Raw genomic sequence first — 22,393 nt, 5'->3', positions numbered from 1 at the left:
ACATCGGGCTCCGACTCTGCCACCTGCCTCAGCCGTCCCGGTACTTCGGCGCGGGCGGTCCGGCCACACCGGGCAGGACGGGCTTGAGGTGCGTCACGTAGGCCTGCATCCAGGGGCTGCTGTCACCGCCGGCGCGGTAGTTCTCCAGCACCTTGTTGACCCGGCGCACCAGGTCGGAGGCGTCCTTGTTCATGGCGACCCCGTAGAACTCCTTGGTGAAGGGGGAGCCGACGAGGCGCACCGACGGGTCCTGTGCGGCCTGGCCGGCCGCGAGCGCGTTGTCCGTGATGATGCCGTCGACCTCGCCCAGCTGGAGCCGGACCAGGCAGTCGAGCTGGTTGGGCACGCTGACCGGGACCGAGCCGTACGGCTGTGCCTTGAGCGCCGCCTCGGCCGTGGAACCGGCCGCGGTGCACATCCGGCGGCCGTTCAGGGAGGCGTCGTACCCGGTGATCGGCGAGCCCTTGGGGGCGAGGACCTGCTGCCCGGCCTCGAAGTACGCCGTCGAGAAGGCGACGTCCTCCAGCCGCTTGCAGTTGATCGTCATGGTCCGCACGACGACGTCGACACGGCCGTCCTGGAGGGCGGGGACGCGCTGACTGGTGGGGATGGCCCGGTAGATGACCGCGTTCTCGTCGCCGAGGATGTCCTTCGCGATGGCCTTGACCAGGGCGATGTCGAACCCGTCGAGACGGCCGTCGACCGGGTTGCGGTAGCCCCACTTGAAGCTGTTCTGGTCCACGCCCGCGACGAGCTTGCCCGCCTTGCGGATCCGCTCGATGGCCGGCCCGTCCACGCCGGACGGGCGCAGGCTGGCCTCCGGGTCCTGGCAGGTGTCCGTGAGCGACCAGGGCGCCGGCGCGGCCGCCATCGAGGCGGGCTCGCGGACCAGGGCCGGGGGGCCGGTGTCCGGAGCGGCATGGGCCAGCGGCAGCAGGACGGCCGCAGCCGTCACCGCGCAGGCGGCGGCCATGGCGCTCACCCCGCCCCAGCCGCGCAGCCGTCCCGCCGCCCGGCGCAGGCCGGTTCCGCCGTCGTGGCCCCGGTCGTGGCCTTCGTCGTGGGACTTCACGCGTATCCGCATCGCTGTCACCTGTACTCCGAAAGACGGCGCCCGATGCCGAGCAGCGCCGCCGCGGCGCCGACGGCCGCGAGGGCCGCCGAACCCGTCACCAAACCGCCCAGCGCGCCGAGCCCGCCCCGGGCCGCCCGGGTGAACTCCTTCTGCTCATGGGCCACTGCCTGTTCCAGGGACGCGTCCACCGTGTCGAACGAGGCCCCGCTGCTGTCCTTGTGGTCCTTGTCCCCGATGACCTGGGGCAAAGCGTCCTGGTAGTCGCCGCGCAAGTCGGTCTCCCGGGCCGCCGCGTGCCGCTGCTTCCACTGCTTGACACCGTCCGCGGCGCGGCCGACCGGCTCCCGCCCGCTGCTGTCGTCGGCGAGCTTCAGCGCCGTCGCCAGCCCGGCGTCCAGCTCCTTCATCTCGGTCGTGAAGTCGACGTCGTACTTGTCGGACTTGTTGTCCGCGGCCAGTACGGCGCCCCGCGCGATCAGCGTCAGGTTCTCACTGGCGCGCGCCTGGAGCGAGGCGATCCGCGCGTCGTTCAGCACCTTCAGCGACTCCTGCCCGTCCGATCTGGCCTCCGCCAGCTCCGACCGGGCGACCGTGTGCCCCACGGCCAGCCACATCAGCACCACCAGCGAGGCGGCCGTCGCCGCCACGAGACCGTGGTTGAAGACCCGGTTCGTCCGCCGGTAGTTGCGGCGCTGCGCCCACGCCAGCGCGGCGAGCGCGAGCAGCCCCGCACCGAGCGAGGCCAGCGGCAGCGAGCGGGCGTCGTCGTAGTCCGTGTAGAGCCGGCCCGTCTCCGCCTCGTACAGCCGCTGCGCGGCGGGCAGCAGCTGGGTGCTCATCTGCTCGTTGGCGTACCGCAGATAGGCGCCGCCCAGCGGCAGGCCCTGCTTGTTCGTGGCCCGCGCCTGCTCGATCAGGCCCGTGTAGCGGGGCAGCTGCTCGCTCAGCAGCGCGATCTGCTTGCGGGAGTCCTCGTCCGCCCCGGTGTTGGCGGCCGCGCTCACCAGCAGCTTCGAGGCGTTGGAGATGTCCTTCTCGTACCGCTGGCGGACCTCCCGCGGCTCGTCGCCGCCGGCCAGGAACCCGCTGGAGGATGCCGTGTCGGCGTCCGCGAGCGAGCGGTAGATGCTCGCCGCGTCCGCGCTCAGCGGCTGGCTGCGGCCCACCACGTCCTCCGCGGCGCCGACCCGGTCGGAGATCTCCAGGACGGTCACCGCGCCGAACAGCAGCACCAGGGCGGCCAGGACCGCGCCGATGATCCGCAGCCGGCCGGGCTCGGTCGTCGCGGCCGCACGCAGCCGCTCCACACCCTCGGCCCAGGCCGTACCGGGCCGGGGAGGCGCCTGCGGCGGACCCGCGGGCGGCACGGCGACACCGCCCTCGGGCGCGGGCGCGCGTGATGTGATGGCCACCGTGACCTCCCCCTTGGTCGTCTGCTCCGCAGCAGTATGGCCGTAGTGGCGGTCAACCACAGCACCCGGTGCCGGATCTTGGCGATCCACCCCCTGTGCGCGCCGACCCCACCCCTTCACCGTGAATACGACTCCATGGCCGCCACGGTTCCAGAACCGGGTCCTCCCGGGGCAGGTTCACCCGAAATGGGCACGGAGTTTTCCATGGGCCTCGGGCAGCGCCCCGAGCGCGTCCAGCCCCAGCAGCCCGGCGCCCAGCACCGGCGGGGCGGCGACCACCGACACCCGGGCCCGCGGGGCCCGCCGCGCCAGCCCCGCCGCGATCCGCCCGTCCAACTGCTCGTGACCGGCCGTGAGGACCCCGCCGCCGAGCAGTACCGGAGCCTCCTCGTCCAGCAGGTCCAGCCGGGCCAGCGCCACCGACGCCAGCGCCACCACCTCGTCGGCCTGCCGTTCCACGATCGCCGCGGCCACCGGATCGCCCGCCGCGGCCACCGCGAACAGCACCGGCACCAGCTCGTGGGTCCGCCGCTGCGCCAGGGTCCCCAGGTGCAGCCCCTCGATCAGCTCGGCCATCGAAGCGAGCCCGAAGTGCTGCGGCAGCGCCGCCGCCAGCTCCGTCGGCCCGCCGCGGCCGTCCTCAGCCCGCGCCGCCCACCACAGGGCCTCCGCGGCCAGGCCGCCCCCGCCGCCCCAGTCCCCGGAGATCTGCCCGAGCGCCGGGAACCGGGCCGTGCGCCCGTCGGGCAGCATCCCCACGCAGTTGATGCCGGCCCCGCACACCACCGCCACCCCGCGCGGCGGCTCGCCCCCGGAGAGCCCGGCCCGCAGGATCGCGAAGGTGTCGTTGAACACCCGGGTCGCCGCCCCCCAGCCGCGCGCCCCGATCGCCTCCGCGAGCTGCCGCTCCTCCACCGGGAGATCGGCATTGGCCAGACAGGCCGAGACCTGGTCGGCGTACTGCGGCGCACCGGGCCCCGGCCGGGGCAGCGCAGCCGCGTCGGCGGCCTCCGCGACCGCCTGCGCCAGTACGTCCACCGCCGCCTCGACACCGGTGCGCTGAGGCTGGAAGCCGCCGGAGCGCCCCGTGCCGAGGACCGTGCCGTCCGCGGCGATCAGGGCCGCGTCCGTCTTGCTGTTGCCCGCGTCGACGGCCAGGACGGCGGACCGGGCGGGACGGGCGGGAGGGGCGGGAGGGTTCACGCCCATGCCAGGTGCTCCTTGTTGTGCGCGAGGAGCCGGTCGGTCAGCCCCTCGGCGAGGTCGAACTGGCCGACCAGCGGGTGGGCCAGCAGTGCTTTGAAGACCCGTTCGCGGCCGCCCCGTACGGCCGCTTCCAGCGCCAGGTCCTCGTACGCCGTGACGTGCGCGACCAGACCGGCGTACAGCGGGTCGAGCCGCGCCGCGGCCAGCGGCACCGGGCCGGACCGGTCCACCCGGGCCTGCACCTCGATCACCGCGTCGTCCGGGAGGAACGGCAGCGTCCCGTCGTTCCGCGTGTTGACCACCTGCAGTGCCGCCGGCCCCGGGCCGCCGTCGCCCAGCAGCGCCGCCGCCAGGTCCACGGCCGCCTCCGAGTAGAAGGCCCCGCCCCGCTTGGCCAGCAGTTCCGGCTTCTCGTCCAGCGCCGGATCGGCGTACAGGGCGAGCAGCTCCTTCTCCATCGCGGCCACCTCGGCGGCCCGTGCGGGCTTCCCGCCCAGCTCGCGCACCACCGCGTCGTGCGCGTAGAAGTACCGCAGGTAGTACGAGGGGACGACGCCGAGGCGGTCCAGTACCGCGCGCGGCAGTCGCAGGTCCGCGGCGACGGCCTCCCCGTGCTCGGCGAGCAGCCGCGGCAGCAGGTCCTCGCCGTCCGGGCCGCCCTTGCGCACGCCCAGCTCCCAGGTGAGGTGGTTGAGCCCCACGTGGTCCAGGTGGATGTCGGCCGGGGCCAGGTCCAGCAGCGCCGCGAACTTCCGCTGGAAGCCGATGGCGACGTTGCACAGCCCGACCGCCTTGTGCCCGGCCTGCAGCAGGGCGCGGGTGACGATCCCGACCGGGTTCGTGAAGTCGATGATCCAGGCGTCCGGGTTGGCCCGCCGGACCCGATCGGCGATGTCCAGCACCACCGGGACCGTCCGCAGCGCCTTGGCGAGCCCGCCCGCGCCCGTGGTCTCCTGCCCGACGCAGCCGCACTCCAGCGGCCAGGTCTCGTCCTGCAGCCGGGCCGCCTGCCCGCCGATGCGCAGCTGGAGCAGCACCGCGTCGGCGCCCTCGACGCCCGCGTCGAGATCGGCGGTGGTGGTGACCCGCCCCGGATGTCCCTGCCTGGCGAAGATCCGCCGGGCCAGCGCGCCGATCAGCTCCAGCCGCTCGGTGGCGGGGTCGATGAGCACCAGCTCGCCGATCGGCAGGGTGTCGCGCAGCCGCGCGAATCCGTCGATCAGCTCGGGGGTGTAGGTGGAACCGCCGCCCACCACTGCGAGTTTCATGGTCACTAGCCTTTCACTCCCGTCAGGGTGACGCCCTCGACGAACGCCTTCTGGGCGAAGAAGAAGAGGACGATCACCGGCGCCATGACCAGCACGGTCGCGGCCATGGTCAGATTCCAGTTCGTGTGGTGCGCCCCCTTGAAGGACTCCAGTCCGTAACTGAGCGTCCAGGCGGCGGGGTTGTCCGAGGCGTAGATCTGCGGGCCGAAGTAGTCGTTCCAGGCGGAGAAGAACTGGAACAGCGCGACGGCGGCGATGCCCGGCCTGGCCATCGGCACGACGACGCGCAGCAGGGTGCGGACCTCGCCGCAGCCGTCGACCTTGGCCGCGTCCAGGTACTCGTCGGGGATGGTCAGCAGGAACTGGCGGAGCAGGAAGATGGAGAACGCGTCGCCGAAGGCCATCGGGATGATCAGCGGCCACAGCGTTCCGGACAGGTCCAGCTGCTTGGCCCAGAAGAGGTACATCGGGATGACCACCACCTGCGGCGGCAGCATCATCATGGCGATCACCAGCAGCAGCGAGAGCCGCCGCCCGCGGAAGCGGAACTTGGCGAGGGCGTACGCGACGGGCACCGAGGAGACCACGGTCAGCAGCGTGCCCAGCCCCGCGTACAGCAGGGTGTTGCGCCACCAGGTCAGGAAGCCGGGGGTGTCCCAGACCTTGGCGTAGTTGCCCCATTCCCAGGTGCCGGGCACCAGGTCGCGGGTCAGCGCCTGCTGGTCGCTCATCAGGGAGGTCAGGAAGAGGAAGACGAAGGGGAGGACGAAGAACAGGGCGGCCGCGACGCCGAGGGCGTGCACCCCGACCCAGTGCAGGAAGGCCTTGCGGCCGGCGCTGCCGCTGCCGCTGCGGCGCGGTCCGGTCGTCCTCGAGGCCGCCCCGGACGTCCTCGCGGCTCGGGGCGCCGTCGTGCCGGTCAGTCGGGCCATCTCAGTCACCTGCTCCGATCAGCCCGCCACGGCGGCGCATCAGGAGTGCGGTGAAGGCCATGGAGAGGGCGAAGAGGACCAGCGCGACGACACACGCGGTGCCGTAGTCGAAGCGCTGGAAGCCGACGTTGTAGACGACCTGGGGGAGGGTCAGCGTGGACCTGTCGGGGTAGCCCGGCTCGACCTGCTGGCCCGAGCCGCCGATGACACCCGCGGCGACCTTCCCCGCCACCAGGGGCTGCGTGTAGGACTGCATGGCCTGGATGACCCCGGTGACCACCGCGAACAGGATGATCGGCGAGATGTTCGGCAGGGTGATGTGCCGGAACCGCTGCCAGGGGCCGGCCCCGTCCAGCTCGGCGGCCTCGTACTGCTCCTTCGGTACGTCGAGCAGCGCGGCCATGAAGGTGACCATCAGGTCGCCGATCCCCCACAGGGCGAGGAGGGTCAGCGCGGGCTTGGACCAGTCGGCGTCGGTGAACCAGCCGGGGGCGGGCAGGCCGACCCCCTCCAGCAGGGTGTTCACCGGGCCGGTGCCGGGGTTGAGCAGGAAGACGAAGGCCAGCGTCGCGGCCACCGGCGGGGCCAGGTAGGGCAGGTAGAACAGGGTCCGGAAGAGCCCCGGCGCCGTCTTGATCTTCGTGATGAGCAGGCCGATGCCGAGGCCGAAGACAACCCGGCTGACGACCATCACCACGACCAGCCACAGGGTGTTGCGCATGGCCGGCCAGAACAGCGGATAGTCCGTGAGGACGTACGTCCAGTTGTCCACGCCGTTGAAGGCGGGCGGGCGGAAGCCGTCGTACTTCGTGAAGGAGAAGTACACGGTGGAGACGAGCGGGTACGCGAAGAAGACGGCGAACCCGATCAGCCAGGGCGACATGAAGGCCGCGGTCCGCAGGGCGGACCGCCGTTGCTTCGCCCGCAGTGCGGGTGCGGTGGGGAGGGTGCCTGTGTTCGGCATCGCGGCGGCCATCGGGGGCTACTTCGCCTTCGCGATGTCCGTGTCGATCTGCTGGTCGGTCTTGGCGAGGCCGGCCTGGACGTCGGCGACGTCGCCCTTCTCTACCGCGTACGCGAGGTCCTGGAAGGTCAGCTGGTAGGTGCCGCCGTCGGCCTGGGCCGGGGTGGTGTTCGACCTCGGGTGCCGGGCGATGTCGAGGAAGGTCTTGAACTCCGGGGTGACCTGCAGGTCCGGGGAGTCCAGGGCGGCCAGGGTGGAGGGCACGTTGTGGATGGCGTTGGCGAACGCCACGACCGCCTCGGTGTCGGTGGTCATGTACTTCACCAGCTCCCAGGAGGCGTTCTGCTTCCTGCTGCCCGAGGCGATGCCCATGATCGTGCCGGACAGGTAGCCCTTGCCGTAATCGGCGGCCTGGTCGTCCGGCACCGGCAGCGGGGCCGTCCCGATCTCGAACGTGACCCCGGCCTCCTTGGCCATCGCAGCCCGCCACTCGCCGTCGATCTGCATGGCGACCTGGCCCTTGTGGAAGGGGTGCTCGGCGCTCCACTCGTCGCCGAAGGTGCTGCGGAACTTCTCGAGCTTCTCGTAGCCGCCGAGCTTGGCCACCAGGTCCTTCTGCGCGTTCAGCATGCTCGCGAAGCCCGGGTCCTTGGCCAGGTTCGCCTTCCCGTCGGCGCCGAAGTACTTCGGGCTCCACTGCGCGGCCAGGCGCATGGGGGTGGTCTCGTAGCCGTGGTAGGTCGGCATGATGCCGAGCTGGTCGTACGAGTCCCTGCTGGACTTGGTTAGCTTCTGCGCGACCTCGGTGAACTGGCTCCAGGTCTTGGGCGGTTCGGTGATGCCCGCGGCCTTGAACGCGTCCTTGTTGTAGACGAGGCCGTACGCGTCGTTCAGCAGCGGCAGCGTGCACTGGTTGCCGTTGAACTGGGTGTACTCCAGCAGGGTCTTGGGGAAGACCTTCGCCTTGTCGACGCCCGACTTCTGGAGGAACGGGTTCAGGTCGGCGAAGGCGCCGGAGTTGCAGAACTTGCCGACGCTGTCGGTGGTGAAGGAGGAGACCACGTCGGGGGCCTTGTCCCCGCCTGCCCGGAGCGCCTGGTTGATCTTGTCGTCGGTCATGTTGCCCGTGACCTTGACCTTGATGTTCGGGTGCGCCTTCTCGAACCGGGCGATGTTCTCCTCGATCGCCTTGGCCTCGCTCGGCGCGGACCAGCCGTGCCAGAAGTTGAGCGTGACCTCCTTGTCCGGGTCGTCGGCGGCCGCGTTCCCGCTCTGGCCCGTACATGCGGTGGCCAGGACGGATATCGCGGCGACGGCGGTGGCCACGGCGGTCAGACGGCGGTTTCTGGGCATGGCGGTGCTCGCTCTCTGCGGGAGGAACTTCCGGAGGTGTGCCAGGGGGTGCGACGACGCGTTTCGGTGACGCGGGTGGTGCCGGGGGTGCCGGTGATGCCGAGGGGGTGGGCAGGGGCCGGAGGCGCCGGCCGGACGTAGGGGGGCCGGGCCGGGCCGGTCAGCGGCGCGAGGTGTCGAAGACCTCGTCGCGGGTGGCGGCGAGGGCGCTCTCCAGTGCGCCGCGCAGTACGGGCCGCTCGCGCACCGTGCCCGAGACGAGGCGGGGCCGGGAGGGGGCGAGATCGGCGAGCTCGGCCTCGACGAGCTCGCGCAGCACGTCCCCGCCGGCGGCGGTCACCGCGCCGGACAGGACCACGATCTCGGGATCCAGTACGGCGACCAGCGCGGCGAGACCGGTGGCCAGCGCGGTGGCGTACTGCTGCAGCAGCCGCAGGTTCGCCCCCTCGGGGTGCCCGGCGGCCTGCGCCAGCAGCGCGACCGCCGCGGCGACCGGCGTCCCCGCCCCGGCGCCGGGCGGCATCCCGATGCCCAGCGCGGCAGCCATCCCGGGCACCACCTCCACACCGGCCAGCGCCTGGTAGCCACCGGAGTTGACCCGGGTGACCTGCCGGACCAGGGGGTGGCCCGGCACGGGCAGGAAACCGACCTCGCCCGCGCCGCCGGTCCAGCCGCGGTGCAGCCGGCCGCCGAGCACCAGGGCGGCGCCGAGGCCCTCCTCGTTCCACAGCAGGACGAAGTCGCCGTGGCCGCGGGCCGCGCCGAGCCGCTGCTCGGCGACCGCGGCGAGGTTCACGTCGTTCTCGTACTCGACGGGCATCGGCAGGGCCGCCGCCAGCTCCTCGAGGAGGGTGGGGGAGTGCCAGCCGGGCAGGTGCTCGGCGTAGCGCAGCGCGCCGGTGCGCGGGTCGAAGGACCCCGGGGTGGCGATGACGACGCGGTGGATGTCGGAGCGGTCGAGCCCGGCGTCCTTGACGGCCCCGCCGAGGGCCCGGGTGACCCGGTCGACGGCCCCGGTGCCCTCGGCGTACGGGAGCTCGTGGCTGCCGATCACCTCGCCGGTGAGATCGGCGACGGCCGCGACGATGCCGCTCGGGGTGACGTCCAGTCCGGCGACGTGGGCGGCGCGCGGGTTGACCCCGTACAGCTGGGCGTTGGGTCCGGGGCGGCCGCCGGCGGTGCCGGTGGCCACGACCAGCCCGGCGGCTTCGAGGCGGGCCAGCAGCTGGGAGGCGGTGGGCTTGGAGAGCCCGGTGAGCCGGCCGATCCGGGTGCGGGACAGGGGCCCGTGCTCCAGCAGCAGGTCCAGCGCCGCGCGGTCGTTCATGACGCGCAGCAGGCTGGGTGTTCCGGGGGTGGTGCCGGTCATGAGCGCTCTCTCCGTCGTCGGCTCACGCCGTGGTCGGGAACTGTTAGGTAAGTTTCCTATCGGTGTTTGAGCCGTGTCAATGCCGCTGCCCCCGCAGAAATGAACCTGCGGGGGCAGCGGTGTGGTGCGGAGGGAGAAGGGGAGAGGGGGCTACTTGCTGATCCGGGGGGTGCCGGCGGCCGGCGCCGGGATCGGAGCGGTGGCCAGGGACTGCGGGGAGGCCGGGTTTGCGAGCGCCGACGGCGGCGCCACGGCGGCCGACGGGTCGGCCGGGGCCTCGTCCTCCTCGCCGTCGGCGGCCGGCAGACCGCCGATGATCCGGATGCCGGCCTCGTCGAAGGCCTCCTTGATGCGCCAGCGCAGCTCGCGCTCCACGGCGAACTGCTGGCCCGGCATCGTCTTCGCGGAGATCTTCACCGTCATCGAGGCCAGCAGCACCTCGTCCAGGCCCAGCACCTCCACCGGGCCCCACAGGCGCTCGTCCCACGGGGACTCCTTGGCCATGCCCTCGGCTACGTGCTTGACCACCTCGCGGACGTGGGTGAGGCTCTCCGACGGCTTGACCTGGACGGCCACGCCCGCGGTCGCCCAGCCCTGGCTGAGGTTGCCGATCCGCTTGATCTCGCCGTTGCGGACGTACCAGATCTCGCCGTTGTCCCCGCGCAGCTTGGTGACGCGCAGGCCGACCTCGACGACCTCGCCGGAGGCCACCCCCGCGTCGATCTTGTCGCCGACGCCGTACTGGTCCTCGAGGATCATGAACACGCCGGACAGGAAGTCCGTCACCAGGTTCCGCGCACCGAAACCGATCGCCACACCGGCCACACCGGCACTCGCGAGCAGCGGGCCGAGGTTGATGCCCAGGGCGCCGAGCACCATCAGCCCGGCCGTGCCGAGGATCAGGAACGAAGCCACCGAACGCAGGACCGAACCGATAGCCTCGGAGCGCTGCCGCCGGCGCTCCGCGTTGACGAGCAACCCGCCGAGCGCCATGCCCTCAACGGCCTCGGCACCCCGGTTCATCCGCGTTATCAGCTTGGTCAGCGACTTGCGGACCAGCGAGCGCAGGGCTGCCGCGATCACCAGGATCAGCAGGATCTTCAGGCCGAGGTACAGCCATCCGGCCCAGTTCTCCTCGATGAAACTGGCGGCGTTCGTGACGCTCTCGTGGGCTTCCTTGACCGAAGCGGCCGGGTCCGGGTTGTCGGCTGCCAGGGGCAGCAGGGCGGCATGCCAGGGCACGACGGGAACCTCCAGGTGTAGCGGTCTGCCCGCGGAAGGGGTGTGCGGGACAGACCAACCACACTAACGGGGCATTCGTGTGACCCCGTTGCCGTGTTCGAGGGAGAGACCAGACTCACCTGGGGATGAACCGGGTGTGGTTGAAAACACCTCGGACCCGTTACGGGCGCGTGGTGGCGCTTCGACCAGCCGTAAGGAGAGACTGGAGAGCAGATCGTCCCGGCGCGAGCCACGCGCCGCCGGCGTACAAGGAGGCAGTCCGTGCCGCACGTCCTGGTCCTCAATGCGTCGTACGAGCCGCTCGGCGTCGTACCGCTCCGCCGCGCGCTCGTCCTCGTCCTGGAGAACAAAGCTGTCTCCCTGGAGGAATCCGGCGCCTTTCTGCACAGCGCGACGAGAGTCGTCCCCGCGCCCAGCGTGGTCCGGCTCAAGCGCTTCGTGCGGGTCCCCTACCGGGGGCCCGTTCCACTCACCCGCCGCGCGCTGTTCGCCCGCGACGGCGGACGCTGCATGTACTGCGGCGGGGTCGCCACGAGCGTCGACCACGTGATCCCGCGCAGCCGGGGTGGGCAGCACGTGTGGGACAACGTGGTCGCCGCATGCCGGCGGTGCAACCACGTCAAGGCGGACCGGCACCTGCTGGAGCTGGGCTGGCGGCTGCGGCACCAGCCGGCCCCGCCGTCGGGGCTGGCCTGGCGGATCATCGGCACGGGCCACCGGGATCCGCGCTGGATGCCGTACCTCCAGCCGTACGGCGCGGAGGACGCCCTGGACCGCATCGGCGCGGCAGCCTCCTGACGTGCGGGCCCGGGGGCCCCGGCCCCCGGGCCGGGGCTACGGCGCGACCGCGTAGGCCTCCGCCGCGAAGAGGCTGCAGCCGAAGCGGGTTGCGCGCTTGTCGCAGGTGACCCGGACGAAGCGGGCCGCGGCCGGGGCGTCCAGACGGACCGTCTCCAGGCCGCCCCGGGAGGCCGGGACCGTCGCCGCCGGGTGCCAGGTGACGCCGTCCGGGGAGGTCTCCACCCGGTACGCCGACGGGTACGCCTCCTGCCAGTGCAGGACCAGCTTGCCGATCCGGGCCGCCGCCGGGAGCTCCGCCTGCCACCACGCGCCGTCCACCGGCTTGGACGACCAGCGCGTGGTCGGGGAGCCGTCCACCGCCGCCGAGGCCGGGAACGCCGGGGTCTCGTCCCCCGACGAAGAGGCCCGCGCCGAGCGGAACAGGTCCGGCCCGCCCGTACGCGGAACCGCCCGGACGGTCAGCGTCCGGGTCTGCCCCGCGAAGGTGACCGGCACCGGGTAGCTGCCCGCCGGGGTGCCCGCCGGGACCGTCACCGACACCGGGACCGTGACCTGCGTACCCCGCGGAGCAGCGGCCTCCGCAGGGAGTTTCACATCGATCCCCTGAGGCGGTGCCGCCGAGAGCGGGCCCCGGACCCCGCCGGGGCTCAGCGCCGACAGCCGGGCCGGCACCACCTGCGCGGTCCCGCCGGTCTCCACCTCCACGGTCTCCGGCAGCTCGAACGCGGCCGACGGCCCGTCCGCCAGCCACGGCACCACCTGGTGCACCGCCGGAGCGGGCCCCGCCCACGACAGCCGTACCGCGTCCGCGCCCAGGCCGCCGACGTCCGCCTGCGTCCAGCCCGACGCCGAGGCCTCCGCGACCTTGCGCCAGCCCTCGCCCGGCACGTGCGCCTCCACCGCCGCGCCCCGGACCCCCGTCGGCAGCGGGTCCGTCATCACGGTCACCACCGACACCGGCCGCACCGTGTCCAGCTTGACCGTGTACGAGTCCGGCTCCCGGGACACCGTGCCCGGCCGGCGGGCCGCTCCCGTCCACGCGTCCGCCTCCGCCACCGCCTGCGCGAGGAACGGGTCCAGTACGGTCTGGTCCAGCCGGGCGGTGCCCGGCTCGGCCAGCGCCTTGCGGGCCGCCGACAGCTCCTGCGAGGCCTTCCACGCCGCCGCCCCGTCCCCGCGGGACTGGGCCCGCAGGAGATCCACCGCCAGCTCGCCCGCCGTTCCGTACGCCGACAGCCGCGCCAGCCACGGCCCGGCCTCGGCCGACAGCCCGGGCAGCCGCGCAGGCGCCTCCCGCAGGGCCGTGAACGCCGCCCGCAGCCGGTCACCGGCCGCCGGGTCGCCCGAGCCGCGGCTGCGCCAGAACTCGTCCACCAGCGGGCGCAGGTACGCCGACTCCTGATGGCCGAGGCCCGAGGAGGCCGTGTTCCCGGCCAGCGCGGCCAGGGACCGGCGGGCGGCCTGGTCCGGCCCGGCCAGGTCGGAGACCGCCGCCGCCCAGGACTCGCCCGGCCGGTAGCCGTTCGCGTTCCACGCGAAGTCGGCGGCCGTGAACAGCGGGATCCGCGCCAGGGTGCCCTGCTGCATCGCATTGGCCAGCAGGGCCGCCGAGCCGCCCGCCACCGCCGGGTCCCGGCCCGTGTACGGGCCGAGGAAGACCCGGCCCGGGTCCCAGTCGTTGACCGGGTAGTTGTCCATGGTGACGAGCGGGTGCTGCCCGAAGGCGCTGCGCGCCCCGTCGAGTTCCTTCCCGGTGATCGAGCGCGGCACCACGCCCACGCCCGTCCAGGCGACCTCCACCCGCCCGTCGAGCCGGCTCGCCAGGGCGGTCCGGTACGCGGTCGCGCCCTTCTGGTGGTACTCCGTCGGCATCAGCGACAGCGGCGCCGCGCCCGGATGCCGCGCGGCGAGGTGCGCCGCCAGCTCGTCCGCGACCTCCGCGTGCGCCTTCGCGGCCGCCGCCGGGCCCGTCCCGTAGCGCACCCGGTCCGCCCGGCAGCCCCACTCGGTGTAGCTGACGTCCTGGAACTGCACCTGGAACGCGCGGAAGCCCAGGTCCCACATCGCGTCCAGCTTGCGCGCCAGCGCCGCCCGGTCGGCCGCAGAGGCCAGGCACATCGACTGCCCCGGGGCCACCGCCCAGGCCAGCACCACCCGGTTGGCGCGGGCCCGATCGGCCAGGGCCCGGAACTCCGCCTGCTGCGCCGCCGGGTAGTCCTCGCGCCAGCCGGTCGTACGGTACGGGTCGTCGCCGGGCGCGAGCAGCAGCCGGTTCTGCTTGGTCCGGCCCATGAAGTCCAGCTGTGCGAGCCGCTGGTCCTGCGTCCACGGCTGCCCGTAGAACCCCTCGGTGATCCCGCGTACGGGAGCGGTCGGCCAGTCCCGCACCACCACCCCGGGCACCTTCCCGCCGCCCGCTCCGACCGGGGCCAGCAGCTGGCGCAGCGTCTGCGCCGCGTGGAACAGCCCGTCCTCCCCCACGCCTGCCAGCGCGACCGTGTCCCGGCCCGCGGCCTTGCCGACGGCCAGCCGGTAGCCCCCGCTCGGCAGCTCCGCAGCCCCCGCGGCCGGGGCCGCACCCAGCGCCCGCAGGGCCTCCTGCGCGTCGGGGCCCTGCAGCCGTACGACGGTGCCCCGTTCGGGCAGCGGCGCCCCGGGAGCCGGTTCGTGCAGGGTCCGTACGCCCGCCGCGCGCAGGGCGGTGCGGACCAGCCCGACCGCGTACGGATCGGCGTCCGGCGCCGCCACCAGCACGGCCTCGGCGCCCAGCGGGACCTCGCGCGCCGCGTCGGCGGTCATCGACTGCGGCCGCGGCCACACGGCCGGTCCCTCGGCGGCCGCTCGCGGAGCGTCGGAGCCCGGGTCGAACGCAGGCCCAGGGGTCTGCCCCGTCGCGGGATCGGATGCCGGCCGGGCGGCAGGTCCGCCGGCAGGTCCGTTCGCATGTCCGGCCGCAGTCCCGGCGGCTGGTCCGGCAGCGGGGTCCGGCCCCGGGAGGGCCGGCGCGCTCGGCGCCGCGAACGCGGCGGGCGGACCGGCGAACACCCCGCCGCCCAGCAGCGTCCCGATGACCGCCACCGCCGCTGCTGTCGCCCGCTTCCTGCCCCTGAGCTGCACGGAGCCTCCCCGTCCCGAGTCGTCACCCGCCCGTACGAATGACCCCGAGCCCACCACCCGTGCGGCCGGAGTGTCAATGCGGGCGGGCGTTCTGACCTGGATACGCAGGAATTGCGGCGCTGCCCGCGGGGTATGGCTGCGATGTTCCCGGCGGTGTTCCATGACTCCTGATTCACCCTCACACCTCTTACGGACAAAGGAGCAACCGCGCGTGAACACCGCAACCGGCACACCGCACACCCCCGCCGCCCCGGGGCACACCCCGCTGCTCGCCCACCTGCCCGCGCAGGCCGGGCCCGCCGAAGGACCCCTCACCAGCGAGCCCCCGCTCGCCGGTGCCGCCCACGCGCCGCTGACCAGCGAGCCTCCGCTCACCGACGAGGCCCCGCTGACGAGCGAGCCGACCCCACCCGCCGCGGCCGCTGCCGCAGGCGATTAGACACAGGGACACAGGTATTCACATGGACGACCTCGCCCGGCTCGCGGACCTGCACGGCATCGCCACCACCTACCGGCCCGCCGAGGACGTCACCGTCCGGGTCCCGGAGGCCACCGTCAAGGCGCTCCTCGGGCTGCTGGGGGTCGTCGCCGACGACGCCGAGGACGTCCGGGTGCGCGCCGAGGACGCCGTACGGGAGGCGGCCGAGCGGCTGCTGCCGCGGACGGTGGTGCTCTGGCAGGGGGAACCCGTGCCGCCGGAGCCCGCCGGGCTGCCGCCGGGCACCCGGCTGCGGGTCGTCGCCGAGGAGACGGGCGGGGAACTCGCCTGGGGCCCCGGACTGCCGCTCGGTGTGCACCGGCTCACCGCCGAGACCCCCGACGGCCGTACCGGGGCCGCCACCCTCATCGTGGCCCCGGAGCGGGCCCCGGCCGCGCCCGAACGGGCCCACGGGCTGCTCGTCCAGCTGTACTCCCTGCTCTCCGAGCACTCCTGGGGCATGGGGGACCTCGGCGACCTGGCCGCGCTCGCCCGCTGGGCCGGCCGGACCCACGGAGTCGGGTTCATCCAGGTCAACCCGCTGCACGCGGCCGTACCCGGGACCCCGACGGACCCCTCCCCGTACCGGCCCTCCACGCGCCGCTTCCCCGACCCGGTGCACCTGCGGATCGAGGACGTCCCCGAGTACGCCGACTGCCCCGATGCGGGCGCCCTCGCCGAACTCGCCGCCCGGGGCGGGGAGCTGCGCCGCGAGGTCCTGGAGAAGGGGGCGCTGATCGACCGGGACGCCGTCTGGGCCCTCAAGCGCGCCGCCCTGGAACTGCTCTACACGGTCCCGCGCACGACCGAACGCGAGTCCGCCTACCGGGAGTTCTGCGCCGAGCAGGGCGAGGCGCTGGACCGGCACGCCGCGTGGTGCGCCGGGCACGCCGGCGACGACCCGACGAGCGGGGCCGACTTCCACCGCTGGCTGGTCTGGCTGACGGACACCCAGCTCGCCGCCGCCCAGAGCGCCGCCCGCGAGGCCGGGATGGCGGTCGGCATCGTGCACGACCTGGCCGTCGGCGTGCACCCGAACGGCTCGGACACCGCCGGCCCGCCCCTCTACGCGAGGGGCGTCTGCGTCGGTGCCCCGCCGGACGCCTTCAACGCGCGCGGCCAGGACTGGGGGCTGCCGCCATGGCGGCCCGACCGGCTGGAGGCCACCGGGTACGCGTCGTTCCGGGCCCTGCTGCGCGGGGTGTTCCGCTACGCCGGCGCCCTGCGCATCGACCACGTCATGGGCCTGTTCCGGCTCTGGTGGATCCCGGAGGGCGCCCCGCCCGCCGACGGCGCGTACGTCTCGTACGACGGCGAGGCGATGCTCGCGGTCCTGGTGCTCGAGGCCCACCGGGCCGGGGCCCTGGTCATCGGCGAGGACCTCGGGACGGTGGAGCCGCGGGTCCGCCGGGCGCTGGCCCGGCGCGGGGTGCTCGGTACCTCCGTGCTCTGGTTCGAACGGGACTGGGCGGGCGACGGGCAGCCGCTCGCCCCCGGGGCCTGGCGGGCCGACTGCCTGGCCACCGCCACCACGCACGACCTGCCGCCCACGGCCGCCAAGCTGGCCGGAGGGCACGTGGAACTGCGCGACCGGCTCGGCCTGCTGACCCGCCCGCTGGAGCAGGAGCGCGCCGAGGACGCCGCGGACACCGCCCGGTGGCTGGACGTACTGGAGCGGCTCGGCCTGGACACCAAGGGCGAGGAGGCCGCCGTACGCGCCCTGTACGGCTTCCTGCTGCGCACCCCCGCCCGGCTGGTCGGCGTATGGCTGCCGGACGCGGTCGGGGACCGGCGGCCGCAGAACCTGCCGGGTACCTGGGACCAGTACCCCAATTGGCGGCTGCCGGTCGCCGACGCGGCGGGACGGCCGCTGACCCTGGAGGCGCTGGCCGCCTCGCCCCGGGCGAACGCCCTGCTGGGCGCGGTGCGGGAGGGGGCGTGTGCCCGTACGGCACCCCCGGGCGCGCGCCTCGTTTAGGTGTTCGCTACGTTTGCACCGTGGACAAGAAGAACGCTCTGCGCGCCGGCGCCGTCACGGCCGGATCGACGCTGATGATGCTGCTGATGACGTCTCCCGCGCTCGCGGTGACCCGCGACGACGGCGACGACCCGGGCCAGGGCCTGAGCATTGCCCAGACCCTCGGCCTGTACGTGGCCACGCCGATCGTGCTGTTCCTGATCATCACGGGTCTCGTGATGGTCCTGGACAAGTCGGACAGGCCGCAGCACAGCAGCTGAGCACGCTGACCCCGCGGGGTCAGTACCCGTCAGACTTCCGGGGCGCCGGGGGTCCGCAGGCCGATGCCGTTTCGGCTCCGGTGCGGACACCCGGCGCCCCGTTGTGCGTTCCGGGCGCCCGCGGCGCCCGCTAGATGCCGGCCAGCAGTTTGCGGAGCAGGCCGGTGAGGACGGCGACCTCCTCGTCGTCGAGCCCGGTGAGTGCGGCGCGCTGCACCTCCAGGCCGGCGGCGACGGCCTCGTCGATGAGGGCGAGCCCGCGGTCGGTGATCGTCACCTGCAGTCCCCGCCGGTCGTGCGGATCGGGCTTGCGGCAGAGCAGGCCGGCCTTCTCCAGCTTGTCCAGGCGCCCGGTCATGCCGCCCGTCGTGAGCATGAGCGTGGCCGACAGCTGGCGCGGCGAGAGCGTGTACGGGGCGCCCGAGCGGCGCAGCGTGGCGACGACGTCGAACTCGCCGCGCGAGATCCCGTAGCGGCCGTAGGCCTTCTCCATCGCATCACCCATGGCCCGCGCGATCCGGTAGATGCGGCCGAAGACGGCCATGGGGGCGGTTTCCAGGTCGGGCCGTACTGCAGCCCACTGGTCGATGATCGCGTCGACGGCGTCCTTGTTGGCCTCGGTCATGCGCGCAGTATCCGGCCTTCCTCCGATCGTTCGCAAGAAAGTTGCTTGACGGAAAGTAGCTTAGGAGTAAGCTACTTTCTAGCAATCTACTTGGGGGAGGAGCCGTGGCCATGGCCAAGGAAGCAAGGGTGGCGGGGGAGCAGTCGCTGCTCGTCGGCGCCGGTGTCAGCGCGGTCGGGATCGGCATGTACGTCCCCTTCTCGCTCGTCTTCTTCCACCACGTCACCGGCCTCTCCTTCGCCCTCGTCGGCGCGGTCATGACCGCAACCGGCCTCGCCGGACTGGCGTTCATGCCGCTGGCCGGCTCGGCCGTCGACCGGTTCGGCGCCCGGCGGATCGTCCTGGCCCTCTACGCGCTGCGGGCGCTCGGCTTCGCGCTCTACCCGTTCGCCGGCTCGCTGCCCGCCTTCGCCGCCGTCGCGCTCGTCACCGCCCTGGCCGACCGCTCCTTCCCCGCCGTCCAGCAGTCCCTGATCGGGGAGGTGGCGCGCGGCGCCGACCGGGACCGGCTCCAGGCCTCCCTCCGAGCCCTGCAGAACGCCGGGATGGGCGCCGGGGCCCTCATCGTCTCCGCAGTGCTGGCGCTGTGGGGGACCGCCGCCTTCACGTACACCGCCTGGGGCAATGCGCTCGCCTTCGCGCTCGCCGGACTGCTCGTGCGCCGGGTCCGCCCGGTGCAGGGCGGGCGGGAGGCCGCCGTCGAGCGGCCGCCCGCCGGGTACCGGATGGTCCTGCGCGACCGGCCCTTCCTCGCGCTGACCGCCGCCAACTTCCTGACCGCACTGGGCTACGCGGCCCTGTCCGTGCTCTTCCCGCTCTACATCGCCACCTGGCTGCACGGGCCCGACTCCCTCACCGGAGCCGCGTTCACCGTCAACACCGCCCTGTGCGCCGGGATCGGCGTGCTCGTCGCGAGCCGGGTCCGCCGCTCGGGGGCCCGCCGCACCCGCTCGGCCGCCCTCGGCGCACTGCTCTTCGCCGCCGCCTTCGTCGGGCAGATCGTGCTCGGCACCCTGCGCCCCGGGCGGACCGCGACCCTGGTCGCCCTGCTGGCCATCGTCGTCGTCTACACGCTCGGCGAGCTCGTGCACAGCCCGTCCGGCGGGGCCCTGTCCGTCTCCGCCGCGCCGGACGCCGTACGCGGCCGCTACCTGGCCACCTACCAGCTGTCCTACTCGCTGGCCACCGCGCTGGCCCCGTCCCTCTTCACCGCCCTGCTCTCCGTCGACGGCCGCCTGCCCTGGGCCGTCCTCGCCGCCGCCGCGGGCGGCGCCGCCCTGGCGCTGGTCCGGCTGGAGCGGCGGCTGCCGATCGAGGCCGTGTACGCGGAGCCGCCGGTCGTGGTGACCGCCGCCGGGGCGCGGACCCCGGCCGTCCGGACGCAGGCCCCGGCTGCCTGAGCCGCCTGCCGGTGGACCGGCTCCGCTCCCTTCCGAGTTCCTCACCCGCCCGAGGAGTCCCCTGTCATGAACCGTCTCGCCACCGTTGCCCTGACCGCCCTCGCTCCGATCTCCTGGGGCTCGACGTACGCCGTGACCACCGAACTGCTCCCGCCCGACAGGCCCCTGTTCACCGCGGTGATGCGGGCCCTGCCCGCCGGACTGCTGCTCACGGCCCTGTCCCGCAGACTCCCGAGCGGGCAGTGGTGGTGGAAGTCCGCCGTCCTGGGCACGCTCAACATCGGCGCCTTCTTCCCGCTGCTGTTCCTCTCCGCGTACCGGCTGCCCGGCGGGGTGGCGGCCGTGCTCGGCTCCGCCGGCCCGCTGTTCGTCGTCGGACTCGCCGCCCTCGTCCTGGGGGAGCGGGCGCGGCTGCGGACCGTCCTCGCCGCCGTCGCGGGGGCGTTCGGCGTGAGCATGGTCGTCCTGACCGCCGAGGCGCGGCTGGACCTCGTCGGCATCGTCGCCGGTGTCGTCTCCTCCGCCTCCATGGCCGCGGGCACGGTGATGACCAAGCGCTGGGGGCGCCCGGACGGGGTCGGCCCGCTGGCCGTGGCCGGCTGGCAGCTCACCGCGGGCGGGCTGGTCATCATCCCCGTCGCGGCCCTCGTCGAGGGGGCGCCGCCCGCGCTCGACGGCAACGCCCTCCTCGGCTACGGCTACATGATGCTGATCAACACCGGTATCGCGTACTGGCTCTGGTTCCGCGGCATCGGCCGGCTCACCGCCACCTCGGTCACCCTGCTCGGCCCGCTCTCCCCGCTCAGCGCTGCCGTCATCGGCTGGGCGGCCCTCGGGCAGGCGCTGTCGCCCGTCCAACTGGTGGGCATGGGGATCGCCTTCGGCGCCACCGTCGCGGGCCAGCTGTTCGCCGCTGCCTCCGCCCCCGCCTCGGGTGAATCGTTCAGTTCTGCTGAAGAGAATGATCGAAACATTTCGATGGACCTGACGGATGGCCCGGTGCGACGGTAGACCCGCGTCGGACGGACAGACCGTCGGACCAGCACCCGAGGGGGAGATACACCGTGGCCGTGATGGACCGGGTCCGTACCGTTGCGCAGCACAAGCCGGGCATCCAGGTGAAGAAGGGGTCCGCCGGACTCGGCGTACTCCTCGCCCTGGTCGCCACGGTCGTCTGGTCCGGCAGCTTCGTCGCAACCCGGGGGATGGCCGACGCCGTCCCGCCCGTCCAGGCCGTGTTCTGGCGCTGGATCATCGCCACCCTCGCCGTCGCCCCCTTCGCGGCCCGGCAGGCCTGGCAGCAGCGGGAGCTGATCCGCAAGCACCTCGGCTTCATCGCCCTCGCCTCGCTGTTCGGCGTCGCCCTGTACAACACGCTCGTGCACCAGGCCGGACTGACGACCTCCGCGTCCAACATGGGCATGATCATGGCCGCCTCGCCGGTCGTCATGGCGCTGTACGCCCGCCTCGGCGGCGAACGGCTCGGCGCCCGGCGCACCTTCGGGCTGCTGCTCGCCGCGTTCGGTGTGCTGCTGCTCGTCGGGGACGGCTCGCTCGGCTTCGACTTCGGGGCCGGTGACCTGTGGATGTTCGCCGCCGCCCTGTCGTTCGCCACGTACAGCGCGTTGCTCAAGCGCAAGCCCGCCGAACTCGGCGGACCGGCCTTCCTGATCACCACCTTCGTGCTCGGCGCGCTGATGCTGGCCCCCGCGTACGCCGTGTCCGTCACCGTCCAGGGCGGCTTCGAGGTCACCGCGGGCACCGGCGGCATGCTGCTCTACGTCGGCGTCATGTCCTCCGCGGTCGCCTTCTTCGCCTGGAACAAGGCCGTCTCGCTCATCGGCGCGGCCCGGGCGGGAGTCGTCTACTACCTCCAGCCGGTGTGCGTCGCCGGCCTCGGCCTCCTGCTGCTGGACGAGCGGACGGGCCCGGCGCAGCTGCTCTGCATGGCGCTGATCCTGGGCGGCGTGGGCCTGGGCGCGCGGCGGTAGGTTCGGTCCCATGACCGAGTGGGACATCAAGAAGCTGCGGATCCTGCGGACCCTCGCCGACCGGGGGACCGTGACCGCGACGGCCGAGGCGCTGCACATGACGCCCTCGGCCGTTTCGCAGCAGCTGACCAATCTCGCACGGCAGTTGGGGGTTCCGCTGCTGGAGGCGCAGGGGCGCCGGGTCCGGCTCACGGATGCCGCCCACCTCGTACTGCGGCATGCGGAGGCGGTGTTCGCGCAGCTGGAGCGGGCGGACGCCGAGCTGGCCGGGTACCTGGCGGGGGATGCGGGGGAGGTCCGGATCGGGGCGTTCTCCACGGCCGTGCCGGTGCTGGTGGTCCCGGCGGTGGCGGCGCTGCGGCGGAGCCACCCGGGGGTGGAGGTACGGGTACGGGAGACCGAGGCGGCGGAGTCGTACGAGCTGCTGTCGGCCGGGGCGGTCGACCTGGCCCTCTCGCTGGCGGCGCACGCCCCGACCGCCCGGGACCCGCGGTTCACCCGGCTGACGCTGATGGAGGACCCGCTCGACGTGGCGCTCCCGCCCGGGCATCCGCTGGCGTCGGTGCCGGTCCTGCGGCTGGCGGACCTGTCCGGCGATCCGTGGATCTACGGGGGCAGCGGGCCGTGGCAGGAGATCGCCCGCAACGCCTGCGAGGCGGCCGGCTTCGTCCCGGAGCAGGCGCACTCGGCATCCGGCTGGACCGCGATCCTGGCGATGGTGGCGGCCGGGATGGGCGTGGCGCTGGTCCCGCGCATGGTGTCGAGCCGGGCCTCGGGGGTGACGGTGCGGGTCCTGACCCACGACCGCCCGACCCGGCACGTCATCGCGGCCACCCGCCGGGGCTCGGAATCCGCGCCGGCGGTGGCGCATGCACTGGCCGCCCTCCGCGAAGCCGCCGCGGCCCGCTAGGGCCCGGTCCCG

Annotated in this window: 19 protein-coding genes; 8 read left to right on the top strand and 11 right to left on the bottom strand. The window is 73.7% G+C overall.

What is annotated here, in order from left to right:
- Positions 1-28: 28 nt before the first annotated feature.
- From ACZ5WG_RS12705 to ACZ5WG_RS12665, 9 genes are all read right to left on the bottom strand, one after another.
- Positions 29-1,084: a glutamate ABC transporter substrate-binding protein gene (locus tag ACZ5WG_RS12705; RefSeq protein WP_468722699.1), complete on the bottom strand. Its 1,056-nt coding sequence runs from the start codon at positions 1,082-1,084 to the stop codon at positions 29-31.
- Positions 1,085-1,089: 5 nt separating this feature from the next.
- Positions 1,090-2,442, bottom strand: coding sequence for a hypothetical protein (locus ACZ5WG_RS12700; protein WP_468723040.1), 1,353 nt, complete (start codon positions 2,440-2,442; stop codon positions 1,090-1,092).
- Positions 2,443-2,664: 222 nt separating this feature from the next.
- Positions 2,665-3,696 (bottom strand): N-acetylglucosamine kinase, encoded by a 1,032-nt coding sequence (locus ACZ5WG_RS12695; protein ID WP_468722698.1) that lies wholly within the window; start codon positions 3,694-3,696, stop codon positions 2,665-2,667.
- Positions 3,687-4,961 (bottom strand): 6-phospho-beta-glucosidase, encoded by a 1,275-nt coding sequence (locus ACZ5WG_RS12690; protein ID WP_468722696.1) that lies wholly within the window; start codon positions 4,959-4,961, stop codon positions 3,687-3,689. The genes ACZ5WG_RS12695 and ACZ5WG_RS12690 overlap by 10 nt, the downstream gene beginning before the upstream one ends.
- 5 nt (positions 4,962-4,966) lie before the next feature.
- Entirely contained in the window at positions 4,967-5,893 is a 927-nt protein-coding gene (locus ACZ5WG_RS12685) for a carbohydrate ABC transporter permease (protein ID WP_468722694.1), read from the bottom strand.
- Position 5,894: 1 nt separating this feature from the next.
- Positions 5,895-6,869 (bottom strand): carbohydrate ABC transporter permease, encoded by a 975-nt coding sequence (locus ACZ5WG_RS12680; RefSeq protein ID WP_468722692.1) that lies wholly within the window; start codon positions 6,867-6,869, stop codon positions 5,895-5,897.
- 6 nt (positions 6,870-6,875) lie between these two features.
- Entirely contained in the window at positions 6,876-8,210 is a 1,335-nt protein-coding gene (locus tag ACZ5WG_RS12675; protein ID WP_468722691.1) for an ABC transporter substrate-binding protein, read from the bottom strand.
- Between the two features lie 160 nt (positions 8,211-8,370).
- Entirely contained in the window at positions 8,371-9,579 is a 1,209-nt protein-coding gene (locus ACZ5WG_RS12670; RefSeq protein ID WP_468722689.1) for an ROK family transcriptional regulator, read from the bottom strand.
- Between the two features lie 150 nt (positions 9,580-9,729).
- Positions 9,730-10,821, bottom strand: coding sequence for a mechanosensitive ion channel family protein (locus ACZ5WG_RS12665; RefSeq protein ID WP_468722688.1), 1,092 nt, complete (start codon positions 10,819-10,821; stop codon positions 9,730-9,732).
- A gap of 261 nt (positions 10,822-11,082) precedes the next feature.
- Here ACZ5WG_RS12665 and ACZ5WG_RS12660 point away from each other — a divergent pair, with 261 nt between their 5' ends.
- Complete coding sequence (locus tag ACZ5WG_RS12660; RefSeq protein ID WP_030297339.1) at positions 11,083-11,619, top strand: HNH endonuclease; 537 nt, start codon at positions 11,083-11,085, stop codon at positions 11,617-11,619.
- 36 nt (positions 11,620-11,655) lie between these two features.
- Here ACZ5WG_RS12660 and ACZ5WG_RS12655 read toward each other — a convergent pair whose 3' ends face one another.
- A complete protein-coding gene (locus ACZ5WG_RS12655; protein WP_468722686.1) occupies positions 11,656-14,739 on the bottom strand; it encodes a beta-N-acetylglucosaminidase domain-containing protein in 3,084 nt (1,027 codons plus the stop codon).
- Positions 14,740-14,950: 211 nt separating this feature from the next.
- On the opposite strand from ACZ5WG_RS12655, the gene ACZ5WG_RS12650 reads away from it, so the two are divergent.
- The 3 genes from ACZ5WG_RS12650 to ACZ5WG_RS12640 are packed head-to-tail and all read left to right on the top strand — an operon-like array spanning position 14,951 to position 17,455.
- The gene (locus tag ACZ5WG_RS12650; protein WP_468722684.1) at positions 14,951-15,178 is read left to right on the top strand and encodes a hypothetical protein; all 228 of its coding nucleotides are present in this window, start codon (positions 14,951-14,953) and stop codon (positions 15,176-15,178) included.
- A gap of 22 nt (positions 15,179-15,200) precedes the next feature.
- Positions 15,201-17,195: a 4-alpha-glucanotransferase gene (locus ACZ5WG_RS12645; protein WP_468722682.1), complete on the top strand. Its 1,995-nt coding sequence runs from the start codon at positions 15,201-15,203 to the stop codon at positions 17,193-17,195.
- A gap of 20 nt (positions 17,196-17,215) precedes the next feature.
- On the top strand, positions 17,216-17,455 hold the full coding sequence (locus ACZ5WG_RS12640) for a hypothetical protein (protein WP_468722681.1): 240 nt from the start codon (positions 17,216-17,218) through the stop codon (positions 17,453-17,455).
- Between the two features lie 130 nt (positions 17,456-17,585).
- On the opposite strand, the gene ACZ5WG_RS12635 is transcribed toward ACZ5WG_RS12640, so the two are convergent.
- Positions 17,586-18,080 carry a MarR family winged helix-turn-helix transcriptional regulator gene (locus ACZ5WG_RS12635; protein WP_468722680.1) on the bottom strand — a complete coding sequence of 165 codons (495 nt, stop codon included), beginning with the start codon at positions 18,078-18,080 and terminating at the stop codon, positions 17,586-17,588.
- Between the two features lie 110 nt (positions 18,081-18,190).
- Between ACZ5WG_RS12635 and ACZ5WG_RS12630 the strand changes: the two genes are divergently transcribed.
- From ACZ5WG_RS12630 to ACZ5WG_RS12615, 4 genes are all read left to right on the top strand, one after another.
- A complete protein-coding gene (locus ACZ5WG_RS12630) occupies positions 18,191-19,480 on the top strand; it encodes an MFS transporter (RefSeq protein ID WP_468722679.1) in 1,290 nt (429 codons plus the stop codon).
- Between the two features lie 66 nt (positions 19,481-19,546).
- On the top strand, positions 19,547-20,491 hold the full coding sequence (locus tag ACZ5WG_RS12625) for an EamA family transporter (RefSeq protein WP_468722677.1): 945 nt from the start codon (positions 19,547-19,549) through the stop codon (positions 20,489-20,491).
- 53 nt (positions 20,492-20,544) lie between these two features.
- Positions 20,545-21,471, top strand: a complete 927-nt coding sequence (locus ACZ5WG_RS12620) for a DMT family transporter (RefSeq protein ID WP_468722676.1) — start codon at positions 20,545-20,547, stop codon at positions 21,469-21,471.
- 10 nt (positions 21,472-21,481) lie between these two features.
- A complete protein-coding gene (locus ACZ5WG_RS12615; RefSeq protein ID WP_468722675.1) occupies positions 21,482-22,381 on the top strand; it encodes a LysR family transcriptional regulator in 900 nt (299 codons plus the stop codon).
- Positions 22,382-22,393: the final 12 nt, after the last annotated feature.

The organism is Streptomyces sp. NPDC032745, assembly GCF_055579465.1.
Note: the sequence above shows the minus strand (reverse complement) of the source record. Positions and strands in the feature narration are given on the sequence as shown.